Genomic DNA, 20,619 nt, shown 5'->3' with positions numbered 1-20,619 from the left:
GCACCGTGCAAGGTGCCCCCGTTTACCCCCCGAAAACCCTTCCCAAGAGTTGACTACCAGTGACAAGCCCCGATCAACGCTAGACGGCGTTTGCACAGCTCAACGCCATAACCTGACTAGCGATGACAAGCTCGGCGGAGTGACGGTTGGTAACCGTGTGTCGCAGGTTCGAATCCTGCCGGGGGCACCTCGAAGATCAGCAAAGAACGTTTCCTGACCTGCGGATACGTCACAGGGTCGATCGGCCAGCCTGAGTAGCCGGATGCCACCCGCAGCCGCCGGTTGCAGCCGTCCGTGCAAAATGCGTTCAATGATCTTGAGCCCTTTTGGGCGATCGCTGGTGCAGGCCACAGGGCGTAGAAGCGAAGAGGTCGCAGCACCAACCACGGCCTCTCGCACTCAGCCCGTGATCAACCTCCGTTCGCAGTGGCACCAGGTCTGGTCACATCACGACAGGGAGCGCCTGGATCCAGCAGGCATCGACCTGGGATGAAGACCGAGCCCAGCCTTCTCTTTCATCCGAAAGCATCACATTTTTGACGAAGGCAGCAGTTCCAAGCTGCCCATCCCCGTACACATAACCGCAGGTCGGTCAAAGCTACGCACATACTCTCTCGCACGGCGGCTCTAGTAAGTGCCGGCAGGAAGCCTCCCTAGATGATCCATCCGGCCTCGATTTGTCCCGCAGGCTCCACTGTGCAGTGCTGAGGTCAATCTCTTTTGATGTTTGACGCAACCGCGGTCAGTGTCTACTGTGGCTTTTTGCTTGCTCATGCCGCCTGCCTCGGAAGGTTCCGCGTGTCCAACGACATCCTCAAGCCCGTTACGACAGGCTTCCCCATCATGCTCATGCGGGTCCGGGACCACGTCGCCATCGGCATAGTCGACATGGAGAACCTCCTGCACATGGTTAACGATCCAGTGAAGGTTGAGCAGGAAGCCGCTCGCGACGCAAAGGCGCGGCAGGAGCCGGACGGATACGCCCGTATGCGCGCCGAGGTCCAGCGTGTCATTGGCACGGCAGCAAGCCCTAAATCCAAGAACATCAACAGCTACGCTGACTACATCGCGGAAGGCCTGATCGGAGGGTACGGCGATGCCTGGTCAATCCCTCCTGTCACACTGTGGTGCCAACGTCCCCTGGACATTCAGCCCGATGGCAAGGCCTTCCTCCCGATCCGGGACGGGCTGATTGCTATCGACGGCGAGACCCAGATCACTGCGCTCCATCGGATCAAGAAGAACCCGGCCTTATTCGGGCTTAAAGACTTTGACTTCGACGGTGCGTCGATCGCCTTCGAGATCTACCATGGCATCTCCACGCTCTCTGCGCGGCAGATCTTCCATGACCGCAACCTGAAGGGCGTCCCGGTCGACAAGTCGCTCGCGCTGTCCATGGACATGCGCGACTTCGCCACCAGCGTGGCCCAGACCTTGGTCGACTCGGCCACGGTCACCGTGGACGGGGAAGACACCGCTCTCGGCGACCTGATCTTGACTGGCAAGCGGCAGGTAGGGCCGAAGTCTCGTGAGTGGATGACCCTCTCTGGACTCCGAACCCTGGTTGTAACCACGATCCTCGGTAAGGCCGGCATCCACGCTGCGTCAGGCGACGTCGAGCCTGATGACCTCCCCGAGGGTACCGATATGAAGGCGGTGAAGCAGGAGACCGTCGAACGGCTCGGTGCCCTCCTCAAGGAGTATGCGGACCAGTTCCACGCTAAGTCCGCGATCACCTCGCCCGCAGTCTTGGCAGGTCTGGGGGCCACGGTGCACCGATCCATGTCTTGGTGCACGATGGACAAGTTCACAGATGACAAGGATCTGGATACTCTCCTGTCCTACATCCGATGGGAACGCGAGTCGGCGTTTTGGGGCGGTATCGCAGCCAAGGAGACTGGCAAAGGTGTCAGCTGGGCTGGTGGTGCCCGCGACTCAGGCCACAAGGTCTACGAGGCGATCAACAAACCGAACTCCGACAATGGCATGAAGATCCGCGGCCTCGTCAGGCAGCCATAACGACCCGCGTTCGCTCCTTCTCTTTTGGGAAGGAGCGAACGATGCTAGTCACCGCTCCGATCACCAACCTTCCAGGAGCCGGCAGCGGCATCTTCAAGACGACCGCCGCGGCGCGCTCGTCATCCGTGTAGGGCCGTTTCGATGCGCTCGTTCATTAGCCTCGGCCCTTGTTAAGGGCTGTCCAAGGGGTGGTCTGAAAGCAAAGACGTGCCTTCTGATCAGGCAAGATAGGACTTGCTGAGGGTCCGATGTTCCTGTCACGGAAGACACTTGCTGGGTGCAGGCTACCGCAACACGTCCGAAGATCAGGGTGACCGGTGGCGGGCGGGGCGTAGTCGGGCACGTCGGCGCCCGCCTGCTCGCTGACCTGGCCGATGTAACAGGGTTGACCAGCGCGTTCAGCTCCGCGTTGGCGACGTTGCGGCAACGGCGCGGCGGCCACGACCCCGGCCGCACCGCCGTGGATCTGGCGGCGATGCTCGCCGACGTGGTGAGGCGATCGCCGATCTGGCGGTGCTGCGTGACCAGTCCGCCCTGTTCGGCCCGGTGGCCTCCGGCCCGACCGCATGGCGGCTGTTGTCCCAACTGGACGAGCCGATGCAGGCCGAACTGCGTGCCGCGCGGGCCCGAGCCCGCGAGGTCGCCTGGGCTCAGCACGCCGACGCGCGCGGTGACCTGCCAGTGGTGAAGGCGGCCGGCCGGCAGGTCGACGGTCTAGTCCTGGACATCGACGCGACGATGGTGATCTGCCATTCGGAGAAGGAGTCGGCGACCCGTACCTCGCCGTCCTGCCGCGACCCGCCGGCTGACCCCGCAGCCCCACGCCCCGACAAGCAGCACGGAGGAACCCGGCCCAGCGCCGGCCGTCAGCATGCCAACGAACTGGCACGCGAATCCCGAACCAACCTCATCGAACAGCAGCTATGAACAGCCGCCCAAATGAAAGACCGAGGTTAGCGGGGCGGGCGCGCGGCGAACGCGGCGCAGGCGGCGGCGACGGTCAGCGCCATGTCGAGGCCGGTGGCCCACGACGAGCTGTGAGCGGCGAGTAGACCGGCCAGGGCCGCCACGAGGGCAAGGCCGCCGGTGACCGTAGTTCGGCGGCCTGCGGCCCGGTGCGTGCTCGGGGTAGCAGAAGGCAGACGCCGGCGGGGCGGCTTCCTGCGGGTTGGCGTTTCGCGGCGAGACATGGTTCGGGCTCTCCTTCGTCCGGGATCACCGCGACCCTGGTGGCCGCGGCACGATCAGGAGAACACCGCCGCCGGTCCCTAAACCGGATGAGTTTGCGGGGCTGTGTGCACTCAGCCGCGTATCTTCGACGGCGTGCCCCGGAAGCCGCCAAGCCCTGCAGACCAGGCGTTGATCGACTACGCTCGGAATCAGGAAGTCGTCGTGACCGATACGCAGCTCGAGCACTGGCGTCGCGTGGGTCTGCTTCCCGCGAACACGCTCATAAGGCAGGGCTTCGGCGGGAGTTCCTCGCAGCCCGCGCCCGGAGCGGCCGACTTGGTCACCTGGCTCGGCTCCCACGCTTGCCGGGGCCAGCGCACTTACGACGTAGCGCTGCGTGCGTTCGGCGACGGGCACGCGGTGCCTGAGCCGACCGTCCGAGCCGCCTTCCTCTCCGCTGTCGCCCTGGCCTTGCCGGATCCCGTCGCGGGCGGTGAGGACGCCGGTGATCTGGCGCAGGACGCGGCGGTGCGACTTCCGGGCCGGGACACGACCACGCTGATTCCCCGGCGGATGCGCCGCATCGACGCTCGAATCGAGGCCGCCGGGATCTCCTTCGCGCCCGCCGAGCTGCTGCCCTTCGACAAAGGACTCGGGCTCGCTGAGCCTTTCACCCCGGCCGACTTCCAGCTGATGTCCACGACCGTGGCACTCGACGGCTGCGAACTGAACGGAACCGGCATGGCCGCGCTCGTGCGGTCGATGAGCCCTGCCGGCGCGGCCGTGCCAGGCGCCTCGATGCTCGAGTTTCCGACGGGGTACAGGCCACCGAGCTGGCCGACGATGCCGGGAACACGCTCTTGCCGACCGGAGACGTCCGAGCCGAGCTACGCCGTGTCGTCGAGGAGTCGACGCTGGAGCGGCTGCGTGCCGGTTGGATGGCAGCCGTCGAACGCCGCGGTTGGGCGCTCAACCTCTGCGAGGAGGTCGAGGTCGAACTCGCGACCGGCACGCTGGGCGACGCTGTCCTGCAATGGATGATCGCGACGGCCGTCGGCGTCATGCGCATGGAGATCCAGAGCGCCGTTCACGAAAAGCCCACGCCGCACGGGACGGCCTGCACCGCAGTGATGCTGCTTTGGCAAGCACGGCAGTTGACGTGGTTGCAGAGTGTTGAACCCGACGGGCTCTACCACCTGTTTTTCGCCCTTCTCCCGCCCTATGTGTTGCGGCTACTCGGGCTGGAACCGATCGGCTTCGTGGACGCACTTAAAGCCATCGCCACGGCTGACCCGGCATAGCACTCGCGAGTATCAGCGACCGGTGTATGACCTGCCGCACGGAGTCCTCGTCGGCCTAGACCAGGCGGGCGATCACCGGCACGCTGTTGCCGCCGCCGAGGCCAGTACGACCATCGCCCGGCGCAGCCGGACCGTTGACCCGGTCCCGCGACGGACCAGGCCTTGCAGCTTCTGGCCTTCTTGATCACTTAATCGGCGTATTCGAACAGGTTCTGCCACCCCGACAGCCTTGCCCCACGCCGGGTCCGCCCCGTGGACCCGCGCCCGGCGCGTCACCCAACCCGGCCAACGTTTGTGTTCAAGGCAGTTGCCCAGCCGATCCAGCGTCAAGGACGACTGCCACTGCTGGCATCGCTTCGTGTGGGTTACGGTATTGATCAATCCACTGACGCGAACCCTGCCGACGGTAGGCGGGCCGCGATGGGGCAGGCGCACGCCGTTCTCGTGCCGATGGTGTCCGAACGCTGAGCGGGGTGCGGTCGATCCCTGGCAACGTGCTGGCGGCGCCCCCGTTTGCCCCCAAAAACTCACCTCCGTGGATGACGGGCAGTGGCAAGAAACGATGATTGTATCGGCGTTTCTGTCCAGCTCTGTGCTAATTTTTAACAGTCAATGATTCGATCTGAATCGCTACTTTCAGTAACCGTGTGCCGCAGGTTCGAATCCTGCCGGGGCACGTCACAAAACCACAGGGCGCTTGGCATGATCGATTGGTCATGGGGCAGAGCGACGCCCTTGCCGACGGTAAGTGGTTCTTGGGACGGGGAGATCACGGCGTGGCGCTGGACTGGTCGGAATTCAGCAACTTCCGTGATCTTGGCGGTCTTCCCACCGTTGATGGCGGCGAGATCCAAGCCGGTGCCCTGCTCCGCTCAGGTTGTCACAGCCAGCCCACCCCGGCGGCAATCCGGGCAATTCGTGGCAGTCACACGGTAAGTCGCATAGTGGACCTGTTGGGCGAAGGAGTGCCAAACGCACCCCAGCCCGTTTGCCGAAGACGAGATCTACCGGCATATGCCGCTGCTGAACGATGTACTGACCTACACCCCGCCGCCGGACTCGTACGGCCCGATACTCGACCACAATCAGGAGCGGATCGGCGCTGCCTTCCGGGCTGTGGCCGAAGCGCCGCCTGGCGGTGTTCTCGTGCATTGCCGGCCGGTAAGGATCGGACCGGGGTGCTGGTGGCGCTGCTGCTGACGGCGGCAGGGGTGGACGCTGCCGTGACAGCCCGGGACTACGCCCGATCGGACTCGTGCCTCGAGGGCACGATGCGTGAGACGCTGGCGCACCTCGATCGTCGCTACGGCGGGATCGCGGACTATCTGGCCACGGTGGGCGTGGGAAGCGAGACCTTGGCGGCGACCCGTAACCGCCTGCTCCGTTAACCCCTCGGGTCGGTCTTTCGGCGCATTGCCGCTCGACGCGCACAATCGGTTCCGGCAGGCGGTCAACTGCAGGAGTCGCAGACACCCGTCAGGGGAAGTTGCACGAAGCAGTTCGGGCACGACGGGCGAGCCGCCGGAGCTGGAGTGCGCCGCCGGTTGACACGTTCCTGCAATGCGGGCGCAAGCGCCGACGAGCCGCCATCAGGAGGTAGCACGGCGCCGAAGTGCCGGTAGCAGTCGAGACGGGCAGCGGCGGCGTGATACTCGCGCTCGAGGTCGTTCACGATCGGGGGCTCGCCGGCAACTTCGAGCACGGACTTGAAGCCCTCGCCGACCATGCCGTCGTGGCGGTGGACCACCAGAGCCGTAAGTGGCGGTTCGCGGCCGGTGCCCTTCCAGTACGACGAGGTAGAGGACTTTGCCGATCCAGTGGCGGAAGGGGGCCGAAGTGCGGATGCCGGATGCCCGCTGGACTTCTTCCGCGAGATCGCCGTACACGATCAAGCCTTGGTAGGTGCCGGCCACCTTCGCCAGTAGCGGGTAGGCATGGTCGGCCCAGATGTTCCATGCCTCGGTTCGGGGTACCTGTGCCCCGTTGTCCTCTCGCCAGTGACCTCGTTGCATTTCGATTCCATCCCAACGCCGTCCGTTGCGGGTCGAGGCTAGTGGGCTTCCGGAGGAAGGCAACCGGCCGAAGCTCCACATCGACTGGTCCGCGCGACGGAGCCGCAGTTGTCCTTCGATGCGGGTATGCGTTCCAGCAGCCATGGTCAGTTGGCAACGGCGATGTCAGCCCAGCCGGCGCGTCTGGTTTCCGCCGGCGCAGGGTAGAGGTCGCGGGTGATTTCCGTGGCCCCGTTCCGGTCCCTTTCGTGTCTGCTCGATCGTGTTTCCGACGTACCCGCCGGTAAGCGGACGCTGAGTCGCCGATCAAACCAATGACATCAGCCGCCCGGCCGGTAACGAACTCGTCATCGCCACGACACACTTCGGCGGGCGGCCGCTCCTATCTGGACCAGAGGATTCGGCCGCGCCCGCGGTTCCGCACGTCTTCAAGAAAGGGGGAGCGGCGCTCTCAGCCGGCCACCGTCGGTCGGTCCCGCGCCGTAGCCACTGATGACGAACCAGCCGTGGGGGCAGCAGCGGCCCCCGTACCCCCACCACACCCAGCCCATGCCGCCCGTTCAGCCCGCGATGTACGGAAGCCCACCGCCGCGCCGGAGGCGGCTCGGCGTCGCCGGCATCATCGGCATCACCTTCGGCGTCCTTCTGATCAGTTGCTGCGGTATCGGAGCGGTCGGCGCCGCACTCGATTCCGGCGACGATCCGAAACCGCTCGCTTCGGCCAGCACCGGCGCACCGGCGGCTCCGGCCGACTCCCCGACAGCGGCGGATGCCGCTTCCTCCACCCCGACGGACGGCACGTCCGCCCCGGCCGGCGCCACTCCGACGACGGCCGCACCGACCACGGCAGCCGGCCAGGTGAAGACGACACCCCGGCCGACCCAGACCACGCCACGGCCGACGAAGACGACGCCGCAGCCGAAGCGGACCACCGCACAGCCGAAGCGGACGACCGCCGCACCCCGTACGACCAAGCCGACCGACAGTGTCCAGCAGGGCGTCCATCCCGGCGCGTTCTGCAAGACGGCCGGCGCGATGGGGAAGACCAAGACCGGCAAGCTCATGCAGTGCAAGAGAACGGCGGAGGATCCGAAACTCCGGTGGCGGGCAGCCTGACCGCAGGCGAGGTGGCGCCCTCCCGGGAGGGCGCCACCTCGGCTATCGCGCCAGCCAGGGCCAGGACTCGTCCCGGCCGGCCTCGATCAGCGGGATCATGCGGAACGTCGCGTCGGTCAGGCCACCGAACTCGAGCCGGTTCGGGCTGCCGGCCGCGAACGCCGCCGCCCTGTATCCGTTCAGGTTGAACCCGTACAGCGGCACGGTCGCCGGGACCTGCTCACCCACACCCTGGCCGTAGGTGCCGTCCATTGTCTGCATGTCCGAGATCAGGAACACCCGGTCGTGCCGCTTGTACGTGGCCTGCAGCGAGGCGGCGATCTGCGTACCGTGACCGACCTCGCCGACCCGGCGGCAGAACGCGTCGACCTCGCGGAGCACCGACGCGCCCTTGCGGACCTCGTGCCGGAACACGCCGTCGGCGAAGCCGTACAGGTGCACCTGCTCGCCCTTGGCAGCCAGCGCCACCCCGAACACGGCGGCGGCCTTCAGCGGGGTCATCGTCGACTTCGCCGAGAACGCCCGGCTGGTCATCGAGGCCGACGTGTCGACGAGCACCAGCGAGCGGCCGGGTAGCGCCGGCAGGTTGGCCAGCGACGCCTGGAGCGCCTGGTCGAGGGCGTGTCCCCACCGCAGCGACGGCGCCTGCTCGTACGCGGACAGCCACCGGAACGGGAACATCCGCGAGCGGGCGACCTCGGCGGGGTCGGCGAACCGGGCGGCGATCCGTGCCGCCACCTCGTCGCTGACGCCGGCCTCGTCGAAGTTCCGCAGGTTGCGACTCAGCGCCATGACACCCATCGACGGAATCATCGCCTCCCACGCCCGCCGGTCCATGGGTCCGTCGAGCCAGCCCGCGAGCGCCTCCCACGTCATGCCGGCGTCGGCGAGTCGCTGCGGGTCGTCGAGTACGGCCCGACGCTGCTCGACCGGCAGCGCCCACAGGTCGGCCCGCCGGCGGATGACCGCCAGCTCGTCGGGGATGGCGTCGACGTGGTCGTGGCGCCGGTCGAGGGCGTGCCGGAACAGCGCCGACTGCCACGGCGCGGCCGGGGTGGGGTGGACGGTGTCGATGACGTCGGCGAACCGGTAGCCCTTGCTGTCGGTGTCGTACTTCAACATTGACCGCTGGTTGTACAGGCGCCGTACGGCGTCGGCGAGGCCGTTCTTGACCGGACCCGGCACCCGGCGGCCGAACCGGGACCGCCAGTAGGCCAGGAACTCGCCGGGCTCGTCGGCCCGGTTGAGGGCGGCGTCGACCAGGGGCCGGTTGGCGCCGTGCAGGCCGGCGTCGAGCCGGGCCTTGACCGCCTCGGCTGCGGCGACGAGCGGCGCCGACCGCATGTTCGCGTCGCGGCGCAGCCAGCGGACGAAGTTGGTCAGCCACTCGACGTCGGTGACGGCGACCTGGCGGACGAGGGTGGCGTACCGGTTGTCCCGGTCGCCGGCCTGCTCGTAGAAGGTGTCCTCGCCGACGAAGTTTGCCACCGCGAGCAGGAAGAGTTCGGACTTCAGGTCACGGCTGTGGCCGGGAGCGCCCTCGTGGGTACGGATGTTGGCGGTCACCGAAGCGGTGATCGGGCCCCGGCCGACCGCGGTACGGGCGGCGGCGGTGTTGAACTTCGCCATAGATAACGCCCCTTCTCTTCGGGCGGGAGAGGCGTTGTACGGGACGCACTGGGAGCCAGCCGAGAACCAAGCGGGCGAGGTGACATTAGGCGCTCTACCCAGTTGAGCTACGGCAGCCCGAAGCCGCCGACGAGACTCGAACTCGCAACATCCCCATTACAAGTGGAAGTAACCCCACCCTGCGCACAGGCTGGCCGCCAGCGCGCCCCGTACGTGCCCCTCCGAGAACTGAACGACCGAGGCGACGGGTCTTTACCAAAAAGAAGTAGCCCCGGTCTTCGCACAGGAGGTGCGTCCATGACGCTAATCGCCGTCCGCAAGGGGCGGCAACGAGATTAAGGCGACCGGGGCCGCACCGATCTGTCGCCTCAGGCCCGCACGTATACGGTGGGTGAGGAAAGCGGGGCACACACGGAAGGAAGTGGGATAGTGCGTCTGTACGTCGGCTGTGCGATGTGGACCCACAAGTCGTGGCAGGGGCGCCTGGTGGCGCATCCGCTTCCGTCGCACGAGCGCCTGCGGCACTATGCGGGCTGGTGCAACGCCGTCGAGGGCAACACGACGTTCTATGCCACCCCGACCCGGGAGACGGTGGCCTCATGGGCGCGGCAGACCGGCCCCGACTTCCGGTTCGTCGTCAAACTACCGAAGGTGATCACGCACGAACGCCGACTCGGTGATGTCGAGGAGCCGCTCCGGGAGTTCCTGCACGCGATCGAGCCGCTCGGCCCGCGCGCCGACGCCCTCTGGATCCAGTTGCCGGGGTCGTTCGGCCCCGCCGACGTGCCCGCTCTCGGCCGCTTTCTGCGCCGGCTTCCGGCGTCGCACCGGTATGCGGTCGAGGTCCGCCACCCGGCGTTCTTCGACGATTTCCACTCGATAGCCGCACTCGAAGAAGTGCTCACCGCAGCAGCCGCCGAATGGGTTCCGTTCGACACCACCGCGTTCTTCCAGAGCCCGCCGACCACCGACGCGGAGCGGGAGGCGTGGACCCGGAAACCGAGAATGCCGCTGCGGACCGCCGCGCTGACCGACCGGCCGATCGTGCGGTATATCGGCCGCGACGACTCCGCGCGGACGGTCGAGGGCTGGCAGCGCTGGATCGACATTGTCGCCGGATGGCTGCGCGAGGGTCGCTCGCCGACGATGTTCGTCCACACTCCGGACAACGTCGACGCGCCGGTGCTGGCCCGCCGCTTCCACGACGACGTACGGGCGCGGGTGCCCGAACTGGAGCCGCTGCCGGAGCCGATCCCGGTCGAGCCGCTGACCCTCTTCTGAGCCGGCCGGCCGGTCAGGTTGCGCGTCGGGCGCCGTCCAGGGTCCGGATCAGCAGGGCGTGGATGTGGCCGGCATCGGCTTTGTCGTCGCCGAGCAGGATGGCGGCACACAGGCCGTCGGCGACCGCGACGAGTGCCTCCGCGGCCTCGGGATCACTGGTACGGGTCCTCGCCAGCTCGGCGACGTTGTCCCGCCACCGGCGGGCCGCCGGCCGCAGGGCCGGTCGCCTCGCCGCCAGCGTGGACAGCTCCCGTTCGGCGAGGGCGCGCTCCCGCCCCGGGCCGGCGGTCTCGGCGATGAGTTCGGCCAGTCCGCGCAGCTTGTCGCCGTCGTGGTCGATGATGTGCCGGATGCGTTCGGTGTACGCGTCGGCCACGCTGGTCAGCGCCGCCACCAGCAGGTCGTCGAGGCTGGCGAAGTAGTAGGTGGTCAGGCTCGTGGGGATGCCGGCTTCCCGGGCGACCGTACGGTGGGTCACTCCGGCGGCGCCGTCGCGCTGCACCACGGTCAGGGTCGCGTCGATGATGTCGGCCCGGCGCTTCTGGCCCCTGGCCCGGCGCCCGTCCGTGGTGGATCCCTCGTCGCCCATGCTCCCTCCCGGGCATTCAGGCTACCCACCGCTACTGCTCGCCGATGGGGCGGATGTGCCGCAGCACGACGGCGGACACGATGGTGACCACGGCGATGGCCAGACCGGCGACGAGGGCGGCGGAGTTCAGCCCACCGGTGAACGCGGCCTGCGCCTGCGCGATGGTCGCCGCGGGCACCTGGTCGGCGACGGACAGGGCGCCGGCCAGACTGTCCGTCACCGCCCCGGCGACGTCCGGGGCCGTGCCAGGCGGTACGTCGACCCGGGCGCGGTAGACCGCGGTGGTGAGACTGCCGAGCACCGCCACGCCGACGGCGATGCCGAGTTCCTGGACGGTTTTGGACATGGCCGCCGCGGAGCCTGAGTTCGCCGGTGGTGCGGCACCGACGACGATGTCGGTGCCCAGTGCCGCGATGGCGCCGAGGCCGAGGTAGACGAAGGCGAACCCGGTCACGACGGCGATTCTGCTGTCGGTGCCGGCGGTGGCGAGGAGTCCGTATCCGGCCAGCGAGACGCCGAGGGTGGCGGCCATGACGGTGCCGGGTCGTACCCGCCTGGCCAGGATCGGCGCACCGATCGCGGCGGCGAACATCGCCAGCGCGGGTGGCCCCATCCACAGGCCGGCGACGGCGGGGGAGAGCCCGTCGACGAGTTGCAGGTACTGCGTGACGAGGAACATGGCTCCGCCGACGCCGACCAGGCCGATCAGCAGCACCGCCAGCGCGGCAGAGAAGGCCCGGCTGCGGAACAGCGTCATGTCCAGCAGCGGGGCCGGAAGTCGCCGCTGCCGGCGGACGAACGCGATCGCGGCCAGGATCGCGGGGAGTGCGGCGACGGCGTGCGCGTCGATGCCGTACGCGGCGATGTGCTTGACCGCGTAGACGAGCGGCAGCAGTGCGGCCAGTGACTGTTCTCAAGCCCCGAGCACCAACTCGTTCTTAGGGACGCAGTGGCTCTGCACTTCATCCGCAGCACGCATACCCTGCTGCTCCACTACAACGCCATAGCCAACACCTGGCACCGGCTGCGCAGCGCGGTGATCGCCACCGCGGGTGACCGCCTCCGGGAGCACTTCCTCGCCGTCACTGGCCTTCACGCCGTGGACGGGTGGGCGTTGGAGGCCGCCTTCGATAACCTCGCGCGTGGGAGCATCGACGAGTTCTTGGACGGGTGGGCCTTTCGCTCGCGAGTCGAGCAGAACTACGGTCGAATGCGGGCCTGGCTCACGTCCGCCTCGGTGGAAGTGCTGCGGACACCATCGGAGCTCTATATCAGCGATGCGCCAACGGTGCTCGCTGCGGCCGGTCGAACCCGGCATGGTCTCGCCGGTGGGCTCGGTCTGATCGACGCTGAGGAGATCCTCATGCCGCTCACGCCGCACCTGGCGGCCCGGCTTTCGATCGGGAACGAGGGCTATGTCGATATCGACACAGCGCAGGTCGAGCAGCTCAACGTGGGGCAACTGGTGAACGCCTACAGGTTCCTGTACGCGGCGCCGCACGCTCCCGTCGATGCGTTCGTTGCACAGCACAGAACGGCGTGGCGGCGGCCGGTGTCGATCGAGGAAGCTCGGGACCAGGTGCTGCAACTGCAGCGAACGTTGCCACACGTTGATCAGGCGGGACCGTAAAGCTGGCCGAAGCGCCACCAGCCGGGCTGGGCGGCCACATCGGGAACCGGCACGGAGCTCACTTCGAGTCAGGGCCGCGAGCCAGCATCAGGCGCGTCCACATTGGGCGTCGCACCGGATAGCAGGGAATAGCAGGGGAGCGATCAGGTTGTCGATGCTCGACGTTCAGGACGGTAACGGCGCTCGCTCCTTGTCGCCACGCCAAGCGCGGATCGTGGCACAGCTTTCGCGTCTCGTAGGGTCCGGTCCGGCGGACTTCTTTCGTGACGCGTGCGAGATGTTGGTGGAGTCGCCCTCCCACCGTAGCGCCACGCACCTGATCAGCCACGCCCTGCGGGAGGCTGACAGTGCCCTGCGCTACATCCTTGAACCCCGAACGTTCCCGAACACCCCCAGTCCAGACAAGCGCGGCAAAAAGCGGAAACAGCAAGAGGAGAAACGGGGACATCTGCAAAGCATCACCGCCGTGTGCGCGGCGCTGGACCTGCCGACCGACCATCCCGTTGCGGTGTTCTGGCTAGAACAGGCCGAGCGCGACTCACCGACGAACCTCGCGGGTCGTGCCCACCGACACGCCCTGGAACGTGCCCGTCCGCTCGACCGCGAGTTCCGGAACTACTTCGCCCGCTTCGAGGACCTGTTCGAACTCGTGCTGGGTCGGTTCGAGGAACAATACGTCCGTGTCTTCGACCGGCTCGACGCGCTGCTCGGCAGCGAGCCAACCATTGAGCTGGCCAAGGAGCTGCGGCAGCGGCTTCCATCGAACCCAGTCACCCGCCAGCGGTTCTTCAGCCGGGCTGCCGCAGCCTGGATCGGCCCGCTGACCGAGGAGGGATTCTTCAAGTTCCCGCCTGAGCCGCGACTCGATCCCACGGACGGCAGCGTGGAAGTCCCGGCCTGGCCGGAGTCGGACTACCTGGCGCGGGTAGCGGCCGACGTGCCCGGCGACGTAGTACGAGCAGTCCTGGAGATGGCACCGACCGAGAACAGCCGTGTCGTGTGGGACCTAACCCGGCTGGCCCTGGCCATCCCGCCGGACGAGGCCGCGACGCTGGCGCCGAAACTCGTAGCGGCGATTCCCGGACCGTACGGTGTCATCGCCGCAGATCAGATCGGTGAGCTGGCCGTGCACCTGGTCGAAGGCGGTCACCCAGCCGCAGGAATGGACCTGCTCCGCGCGGTACTCGGCGGGTTTTCGAACCCGGGCGCGACCAGTGGACGCAGCTACGACTACGTCCAGGTACTGCGAGAGTCCGTGCCGCCGGTGGCCCGTATCGTCGGCCGGCCGGTGCTGGCGCTGCTGGTCGACGAGCTCAACAGGGCTGTCACAAGCCCTGCGAAGGGGCGTTCCCGGATCTGGCGCCCGGCGATCGAACCGCTGCGCGAACGTCGCAGTGACACAAACGTTTCCAACGCCCTCGTCGATGTCCTCATCGAGATCGGCACCGCGTTGCACGACGACAGCATCCTATCGGTCCGGGACACCGCGCTTGCGCTTGCTGTCGGCGGGCCAGACGTGCTGCGCCGGATCCGGCTGCACCTACTACGCCTTCGTGGTTACGACGCGCCTGACCTGGTCGCGGAGTGTCTGCTGGACCCGGCGCTGGCCGTCGACCACGCCGTCGAGCGGGAGTACCTTCTGCTCGCCGCCGCCGGACACGCCTGGCTAGAGCCGCCCAAAGTCCGCAGCCTGCTCGACTTCTTCGACGAACAACCCGACACGACGGTGTGGGAGCAGCGCATCCGCCGCGAAGGCGTAGGCGCCGTCGAGGCCGAGGACCTTCTACGCCAACGAATCGACCAGTGGCGCCGCGACCGGTTCGCCGCTCTCGAACCGCTGCTGCACGGCGACCGCCGCGCCCACTACGAGACGCTCGTCGCACAGTACGGTCCCGCCCCGGACCGGTCAGTACCCCCGCCTGCAGCGTTCACGGTGTGGGGTGGCGAGGGTGTCATCGAGGCCGCCGAACTGCAGCAGCTGACGGCCGACGCGCTGGCCCAACTGCTGCACGAGTGGCAGCCACCGCAAGACCGGCGGGAGCTCGACCGGTCGGCGATCAGGCCCGCGCTCGCGGCTGCGGTGGCGCGTGAGGCCACCCGGTGGTCGACGGACGCCGCCGCCTTCATCGAGCTACCACCGGAGTATGTTACGTCGATCCTGGATGGGTTCTGGGAAGCAGCCAGGGCCAAGGAACGCCTCGACTGGAAGCCACTGACCACCCTGCTGGCCTGGATCGACGGCGAAGCCACCAGCGAGCTCGCCGCCGAAGTGGTACAGCGTCGTGAGCGGAAGTGGCGCGCGGCCCGCTATAGCGTGATGCGCCTGTTGACCGTCGACCCGACAGCCGACCCAGACCGAATTCCCTCGGACGCCGAACCTGCCATCTGGTCCATCATCAGCGCCGCCTGCGCCGACCCCGACCCTCAGCGACAGGACACCCCAAACGAGCCGGACGACGGTGAGTTGTCGTCGGCCTCACTCGACGCCGTCCGCCCAGAGGCGCTGCGTGCAGCGATCCTCTGGGGCCTGCGCGCCCAGCAGCGGCCCGGATACACCGGCGTGCCTGAGGTGACGCAGGTCCTCGACGCGCACGTCACCCCAGCCGCCGACCCAGCATTGGCAGTCCGCGCGATGTTCGGCCAGCACCTGCAAGCGCTGCTGAGACTGGATCCCGACTGGACCTCCCGCCACCTCTGCGACATCCTGCCGATCGAGCCCGAACACACCCGCGCGTGGCGCGCCGCCTGGAACGGGCACCTTGAGAACCGGGTGCTGACCGACGCCGCGTGGGGGCTGCTTCGCCCGCACTACCTGCGCGCGGTAGACATCCTCACACCCACTCCGAACAACGAATGGGAACAAGCACGAGCCAACCTGCTGGCGTTTCACCTGGGCAACCGGTTCTGGTTCGGCCATCTCGACCTCGACGATCCGGACCATCTCCTGCAGCGGTTCTACGAGCAGGCACCCGCCGAGGCAGCCAGTATCATCGTCGAATCGGTGGGTCTCAGCTTCAACCGCGACGAGCCCACCGACCCCGAGCGCCGCGAGCGACTCATGAGGCTGTGGGAGTATCGCATCGACGCAGTGCGACGCGGTGCCGACCCAGACGAGCTGTCCGCCTTCGACGACTGGTTCGTCAACGGTCGATTCGACGACGCGTGGTCACTGAACCAGTTGTACGAAATCCTCAGCCTCGCCCCGGATATGGGGCTCAGCGTGCACGTCCTGCGTCGCCTGCGCACCCTCGCGCTCACGCATCCGCACGCGTGTCTCCGTGTTCTCGACCGGGTGCCCGGACGTCCCGGACACTATTGGAGAACCTCTCGGCACAGGGCGCTCATTGACGAGATCATCGCGACGACGTGCACAGCGGATGACGCCGCCGCGAGCGCAGCAAGCCGGCTGGTCAGCGCCTTCGCGGTCGACGGTTTCGACTTCCGCTCGGCGCTCAACGGCGACGCCAGTTCCAGCGCCGAGACCGATCTCTCCACTGGCTGAGGGACGTGCCCAGGGCTGCGGATGCGCGCATCGGCGGGAAGAATTGCCAGCCGGCCCTTCACGCTCGACCACTGCGTAACGATGACAAGAGTCGACAACACACGGTTGTCGACCAATGCCCTGACGAGCTTGTCGTTGATTGCGAAAAAGCAGCGTTGGCCTGCACGAACACAGTCAGCCACCTATCATCAGTTGTCGTCATCAGTCACGACTTGGCTGGGGTTTTCGGGGGGTAAACGGGGGGCATTATTCCGATCCACGGTGGGGGCAGGGAACGGAATGACGGCGCAGGTTGACGCCCTGTCGGGACACGCCACAGAACTGCGACGACGCACCGCAGCCAACAAACTACTAATCGCGGATGCCAGCTTCATGATTTCGTGAAGTACGAGGACGGGTCAACACAAGCCGAGCCGTCCCCGCGTTCGGTCGCCGTCCGAGTAGTCACGGACCGGAGATGACCAAGCCCATCCGTCGCACCCAACTTTCCGCCCGGAAGCTGTCAGCTGCGGCTGGTGGCTCAACCGGCAGGCTGCCTGCCATCGAATGTTCACCGACGGTAGCTCCCTGCAGCACCAGGCAGAGCGCGACTCCGCCAGCGACTGCCTCAACTCCTCTTCCCCATCTTACCGTGCGTGACGATCATGAACTTGTCGTTTACTGTCGAAACTTGTTGCTGACCTGCACAAACACCGCCGCCCGATCGTCAACGCTTGTCACTGGCTGTCGATGTTGGGAAGGGGTTTTCGGGGGGTAAGCGGGGGCACCATACCAGGGCAGGTCGGCCCACGTCGATGGACGTGTGTGCCGCCGCAGCGCACGCAACGCCATCGACCCGGACCGGCCCTCGCCGAACTACCGGCTGGACCGGCGGCGCTCCTGTCTTCGGCATCCTGACGTCCGGCTGGAACGTGCCGCACTCACCTGATCGGGTTTAACCGTCCACGCTCGGGTTGACGGTGAAGGTCACCGCGACCTATGTTGGTCGTGCAAGGCGAGACGTCGAGCCCCCGGACGGGGTTCATCGTGATCTTCATCGAAGATCACGCAAGGTCTCACCACGAGGACTGCCAAGTCCCCGTGGTGGGACCTTTTTTGTCTTTCTGGCAACTTCGAGCGAGATCTCTGGACGGGGAGGTTTTCCGTGAACGATCTGGCATCAACTTCCAGCTTCGTGGACGGTGCGTCATCGAGTCCGAAGCTCGACATCATCTGGAACACCACGATGGTGTGCGGCTGGAACTGTGCGGCCTGCTGCGTCGCGGCGACGCACGTGAAGCAGAAGAACGGACTGGTGTTTATCAGCACTCCAGAACTCGACCGGTACGAGAAGATCCCCGCCGATCCCGGCGCCGGCAACATCTTCGATCAGGCGTTGCGGCACCGCCAGGCCCGTGGACTGGAGCTGACCTTTGAGCAGAAGCTCCAGGTGCTCGACAACCTGGCTGGACACCGGGTTCAGGTGGACCTGTCCGGTGGCGACGTCCTCTCCCCGCGAAAAGAGGGCACGCGCCTACTCGACGCGGCGGTGAGCAAACTCGGCAGGCATGCCCTCACGCTGACCGCGACCGGCTCGGGGCTCGCTCACGCAGACGTCAAGGACGTCGCGAAGAAGATCAAGGAGCTTAACTTCACCTTCGACGGTACGCCGGACCCGGACAATCCACTTCGACCAGCGACGTACGCTGCCACCAACCTGCGGAAGGCCAAGCAGTTCGCGGCCGAAGGGGTCATCACGCGCGCGGAGTGCCCGCTCAGCGCGCAGAATCTGGAGCCGGCCGCCTTGGAGCGGATCTACCTCCAGCTCCGCAATGCGGGCATTGACAAGTTCTTGCTGATGAGGCTCTTCCCCTCGGGGCGCGGCGAGTTTGTGCGCGAGGCGATTCCGACCAACCTGCAGTACAAGCGCGCCATTGCCACGCTGCGCAGCCTCGAGGCGGAGTACGGCGGGCCGGAGGTTAAACTCCAGTGCGCTCTCCGCTGGTTGGAGGGCCCGTCGGTGGTCAATCCGTGTGACGCGATGACCGAGAGCTTCGGCCTGATGTGGGACGGCACGCTACTCGGCTCACCGTGGGCGATCAACAAATCCGGCCGCCCGGTCGACCAGGCCTGGGTCCTCGGCAACCTCGCTGAGAACACGCTCACCGAGATTCTGGGCTCGGAGAAGGTCGAGCGTCTGCGTTCGCGCGCTGCGGAGAACCACGGCTCCTGCAAGATGTTCGCCTGGTTCCACGGCAGCTCCAAGAACGCCGAGGACCGGATGTTCGAGAACAGCGACCCGCTTTACAACAGCACCCAGGCGCTCAAGGATGCCGCGTGAAGAGGCCGATCGCTCCCGTCAGTCTCCACCGTCACCATGTCTCCGACACGGATGGGTTTCTCCTGGTGGTGGCAACCGGACTCGTCTGCGCAGTGGAGCTGACCGTCCTGGTCCGTTGCCTCACGGCGGGTCTCGCGCCGTTCGCCACCGCAGGAGTGCTGGCCGCCTTCCACGTCGGATATTTGGTCGCCGACCAACTGCGGGCGATGTTCAGGATGCCGTCGCTGCTGCTGGCCCTGGCCTTGTCCTGCGCGTCACTGGCGGCAGCGCTGATTAACCTATCGGCCGCCTTCGGGGCGGCGACGGCCCTCGGCGCGACGGGCATGGTGTTCAACTCGGTTTGCCAGGCGATCCGGCGTCACCTCAAGAGACGAACGTCTGTCTCTATCTTCGCCAAGAACCTCAGCAAAGCGATCGGAATGGTGTTCGGCGGCGTCGCCGGCTCGTCGACCTGGGCATCGGCATGGCTGGTGTGCGCGATCCCCATGTGCGTCCTGGCGGCTTGGGCGACCAGGCGCCCGGACCCCGCCGCCGCACGCCCGGAGCCGTCTCCGGCGGACCGTGGTTCACCCCGGAGTCGGCCTCTTCTGGTCGCAGAGCTGCTGCACCACGCGCACTATTTCGCATACGTCTATACATTCTGGTTCGTTGCGCCCTCGCTCATCGGGCCGATGAGCGGAGTCTGGTTCCTGATCGGATGGCTGGCCTACTTCGTGGCCGAATACGCCCTGCGTGCGCGCCGACGCGCCTTCTCACCCGGCATCATGGCGATCGGCCACCTCCTCGTCGCCGTCATGGTTCTCACCATGCCGCACCTGCCCGCCTTCCTGGTGTTGACCGCATGGTTCGTAACCGGCATCGGCGGTGGAACCGCCTACATGCTCGGAAACGTGAAACCGGATGGGAACCGGGAGAGGTACGAGGATGTCGGCCATGTCGCCGGTGCTGCGATCGCCGCCGCCACAGCCGGCATCGCGGGCGGAAGCGCCTTTCACGGTGCGGCCGCGACACTGGTCGTTGCGGCTTTGCTGGCATGTGCTGCCGCGGGAACATTCCTACTGGTACGTCATCCGCGACACCTGCCTCCGATTGAAGGGCGCACGAGCTGACATGAGAGTCATCGAGACGGAAGCCAAGAGCATCATGGTCGCAAGCAAGCTGCCCGATGCCGATTTTGTCCTGAATCCCTATACTGGCTGCGCTTTCGGATGCTCCTACTGCTATGCGAGCTTCATGGGGAAGTACGTGGGAGAGCCGGTTGAGGCTTGGGGCGAGTACGTCTACGTCAAGACCAACGCGGTCGAACTGGCGAGGCAAGAGGTGGAATCCAAACTCTCCGCCAAAGGGGACGCCACGCTCCTGCTGTCCTCTGTGACCGACCCCTATCAGGGAGTGGAATCCAAATATCGGATCACCCGGGGAATCCTCGAGGTCCTAGCGGACGCACGATGGCCAGGGACGGTGGGAATACTGACAAAGTCGCCTCTGGTCACGCGGGACATCGACGTCATCTCCCGACTACCGCGCCCTTCGGTCGGCATGACCGTCACCACCACCGATGACGAGATCAGCAGATGGCTTGAGGTCCGTGCGCCCAAAGCTACAGCCCGACTGCGGGCGCTACGGCAACTGTCCGACGCCGGTCTGCCGACATACGCGTTCGTCGGTCCGCTCCTGCCGCATTTCCGGTGGCAGCCAGAGCTCCTGGACAGCTTGTTCCGAGAGATCGCCGAGGCAGGCGTCCGCGATATCTACGTCGAGCACATCAACTTGAAGGCATACATCCGGTCGCGTCTGGAGCCGAGACTGGCGAACGAGCCGCCTGAGGTTCAGCAGTCTTACGTCGCCGCGCGACGAGACGACCATCGCACCGCGCTGACCGTCATGGTGGAGAGTCTTCGAACGAAGTACGGGCTCGGACTGCGGCTAGACGAGGTTCTGTATCACGAGGCCGGCGTGGCCCGGGCTGCGGTGAAGACTGCTCCTCCAGAGGTCCGGTCCGACGCACCGCTCAAGGACAAGGGACCGCGGGAGCAGCCGGCATGAGACG

Annotated in this window: 13 protein-coding genes and 2 pseudogenes; 12 read left to right on the top strand and 3 right to left on the bottom strand. The window is 66.7% G+C overall.

All coding sequences use genetic code 11. From position 1 onward, the window contains the following. Nucleotides 1-798: 798 nt before the first annotated feature. The 6 genes and pseudogenes from AB0M79_RS09925 to AB0M79_RS09900 all read left to right on the top strand — a co-directional run bounded on the left by AB0M79_RS09925 (nt 799) and on the right by AB0M79_RS09900 (nt 7,618). Nucleotides 799-2,019, top strand: a complete 1,221-nt coding sequence (locus tag AB0M79_RS09925; protein ID WP_364210364.1) for a DNA sulfur modification protein DndB — start codon at nt 799-801, stop codon at nt 2,017-2,019. A 277-nt stretch (nt 2,020-2,296) separates the two neighbouring features. Continuing rightward, nucleotides 2,297-2,799: pseudogene (locus AB0M79_RS09920) on the top strand (transposase); the annotation flags it as partial. Nucleotides 2,800-4,049: 1,250 nt separating this feature from the next. After that, nucleotides 4,050-4,490: a hypothetical protein gene (locus AB0M79_RS09915; RefSeq protein WP_364210362.1), complete on the top strand. Its 441-nt coding sequence runs from the start codon at nt 4,050-4,052 to the stop codon at nt 4,488-4,490. A gap of 716 nt (nt 4,491-5,206) precedes the next feature. Beyond that, nucleotides 5,207-5,431 (top strand): annotated as a pseudogene (locus AB0M79_RS09910) (tyrosine-protein phosphatase); the annotation flags it as partial. A gap of 237 nt (nt 5,432-5,668) precedes the next feature. Then, nucleotides 5,669-5,878 carry a hypothetical protein gene (locus AB0M79_RS09905; RefSeq protein ID WP_364210966.1) on the top strand — a complete coding sequence of 70 codons (210 nt, stop codon included), beginning with the start codon at nt 5,669-5,671 and terminating at the stop codon, nt 5,876-5,878. Between the two features lie 1,116 nt (nt 5,879-6,994). Next, entirely contained in the window at nt 6,995-7,618 is a 624-nt protein-coding gene (locus AB0M79_RS09900; protein ID WP_364210359.1) for a hypothetical protein, read from the top strand. A 42-nt stretch (nt 7,619-7,660) separates the two neighbouring features. Here AB0M79_RS09900 and AB0M79_RS09895 read toward each other — a convergent pair whose 3' ends face one another. Continuing rightward, nucleotides 7,661-9,247, bottom strand: coding sequence for a TROVE domain-containing protein (locus AB0M79_RS09895; RefSeq protein WP_364210356.1), 1,587 nt, complete (start codon nt 9,245-9,247; stop codon nt 7,661-7,663). A gap of 453 nt (nt 9,248-9,700) precedes the next feature. On the opposite strand from AB0M79_RS09895, the gene AB0M79_RS09890 reads away from it, so the two are divergent. Continuing rightward, complete coding sequence (locus AB0M79_RS09890; RefSeq protein WP_364210963.1) at nt 9,701-10,528, top strand: DUF72 domain-containing protein; 828 nt, start codon at nt 9,701-9,703, stop codon at nt 10,526-10,528. Nucleotides 10,529-10,541: 13 nt separating this feature from the next. Here the strand turns inward: AB0M79_RS09890 and AB0M79_RS09885 are convergent, their stop codons facing one another. Together AB0M79_RS09885 and AB0M79_RS09880 are read right to left on the bottom strand one after the other, a co-directional pair. Further along, the gene (locus tag AB0M79_RS09885) at nt 10,542-11,117 is read right to left on the bottom strand and encodes a TetR family transcriptional regulator (RefSeq protein ID WP_364210353.1); all 576 of its coding nucleotides are present in this window, start codon (nt 11,115-11,117) and stop codon (nt 10,542-10,544) included. Nucleotides 11,118-11,148: 31 nt separating this feature from the next. Then, entirely contained in the window at nt 11,149-11,922 is a 774-nt protein-coding gene (locus AB0M79_RS09880; protein WP_364210960.1) for an MFS transporter, read from the bottom strand. A gap of 144 nt (nt 11,923-12,066) precedes the next feature. On the opposite strand from AB0M79_RS09880, the gene AB0M79_RS09875 reads away from it, so the two are divergent. The 5 genes from AB0M79_RS09875 to AB0M79_RS09855 all read left to right on the top strand — a co-directional run bounded on the left by AB0M79_RS09875 (nt 12,067) and on the right by AB0M79_RS09855 (nt 20,615). Further along, a complete protein-coding gene (locus tag AB0M79_RS09875) occupies nt 12,067-12,747 on the top strand; it encodes a DUF4238 domain-containing protein (RefSeq protein ID WP_364210350.1) in 681 nt (226 codons plus the stop codon). A gap of 148 nt (nt 12,748-12,895) precedes the next feature. Further along, nucleotides 12,896-16,249, top strand: a complete 3,354-nt coding sequence (locus tag AB0M79_RS09870) for a hypothetical protein (RefSeq protein ID WP_364210347.1) — start codon at nt 12,896-12,898, stop codon at nt 16,247-16,249. A 1,144-nt stretch (nt 16,250-17,393) separates the two neighbouring features. Next, nucleotides 17,394-18,569, top strand: a complete 1,176-nt coding sequence (locus AB0M79_RS09865) for an SPASM domain-containing protein (protein WP_364210344.1) — start codon at nt 17,394-17,396, stop codon at nt 18,567-18,569. After that, nucleotides 18,566-19,678 carry a hypothetical protein gene (locus AB0M79_RS09860; RefSeq protein WP_364210342.1) on the top strand — a complete coding sequence of 371 codons (1,113 nt, stop codon included), beginning with the start codon at nt 18,566-18,568 and terminating at the stop codon, nt 19,676-19,678. The genes AB0M79_RS09865 and AB0M79_RS09860 overlap by 4 nt, the downstream gene beginning before the upstream one ends. A 1-nt stretch (nt 19,679) precedes the next feature. Further along, nucleotides 19,680-20,615, top strand: a complete 936-nt coding sequence (locus AB0M79_RS09855) for a radical SAM protein (protein ID WP_364210339.1) — start codon at nt 19,680-19,682, stop codon at nt 20,613-20,615. The last annotated feature ends 4 nt before the right edge of the window (nt 20,616-20,619 follow it).

Source organism: Polymorphospora sp. NPDC051019 (genome assembly GCF_040683055.1).
In the GTDB taxonomy this organism is placed as follows: domain Bacteria; phylum Actinomycetota; class Actinomycetes; order Mycobacteriales; family Micromonosporaceae; genus Polymorphospora; species Polymorphospora lycopeni.
This window is presented reverse-complemented; position numbering and strand designations above follow the sequence as displayed.

Bases quoted from the DNA above. Each gene is read 5' to 3' on its own strand.
- AB0M79_RS09855 (WP_364210339.1), top strand. From the start codon at position 19,680: ATGAGAGTCATCGAGACGGAAGCCAAGAGCATCATGGTCGCAAGCAAG.
- AB0M79_RS09885 (WP_364210353.1), bottom strand. From the start codon at position 11,117: ATGGGCGACGAGGGATCCACCACGGACGGGCGCCGGGCCAGGGGCCAG.
- AB0M79_RS09895 (WP_364210356.1), bottom strand. From the start codon at position 9,247: ATGGCGAAGTTCAACACCGCCGCCGCCCGTACCGCGGTCGGCCGGGGC.
- AB0M79_RS09890 (WP_364210963.1), top strand. From the start codon at position 9,701: ATGTGGACCCACAAGTCGTGGCAGGGGCGCCTGGTGGCGCATCCGCTT.
- AB0M79_RS09900 (WP_364210359.1), top strand. From the start codon at position 6,995: ATGACGAACCAGCCGTGGGGGCAGCAGCGGCCCCCGTACCCCCACCAC.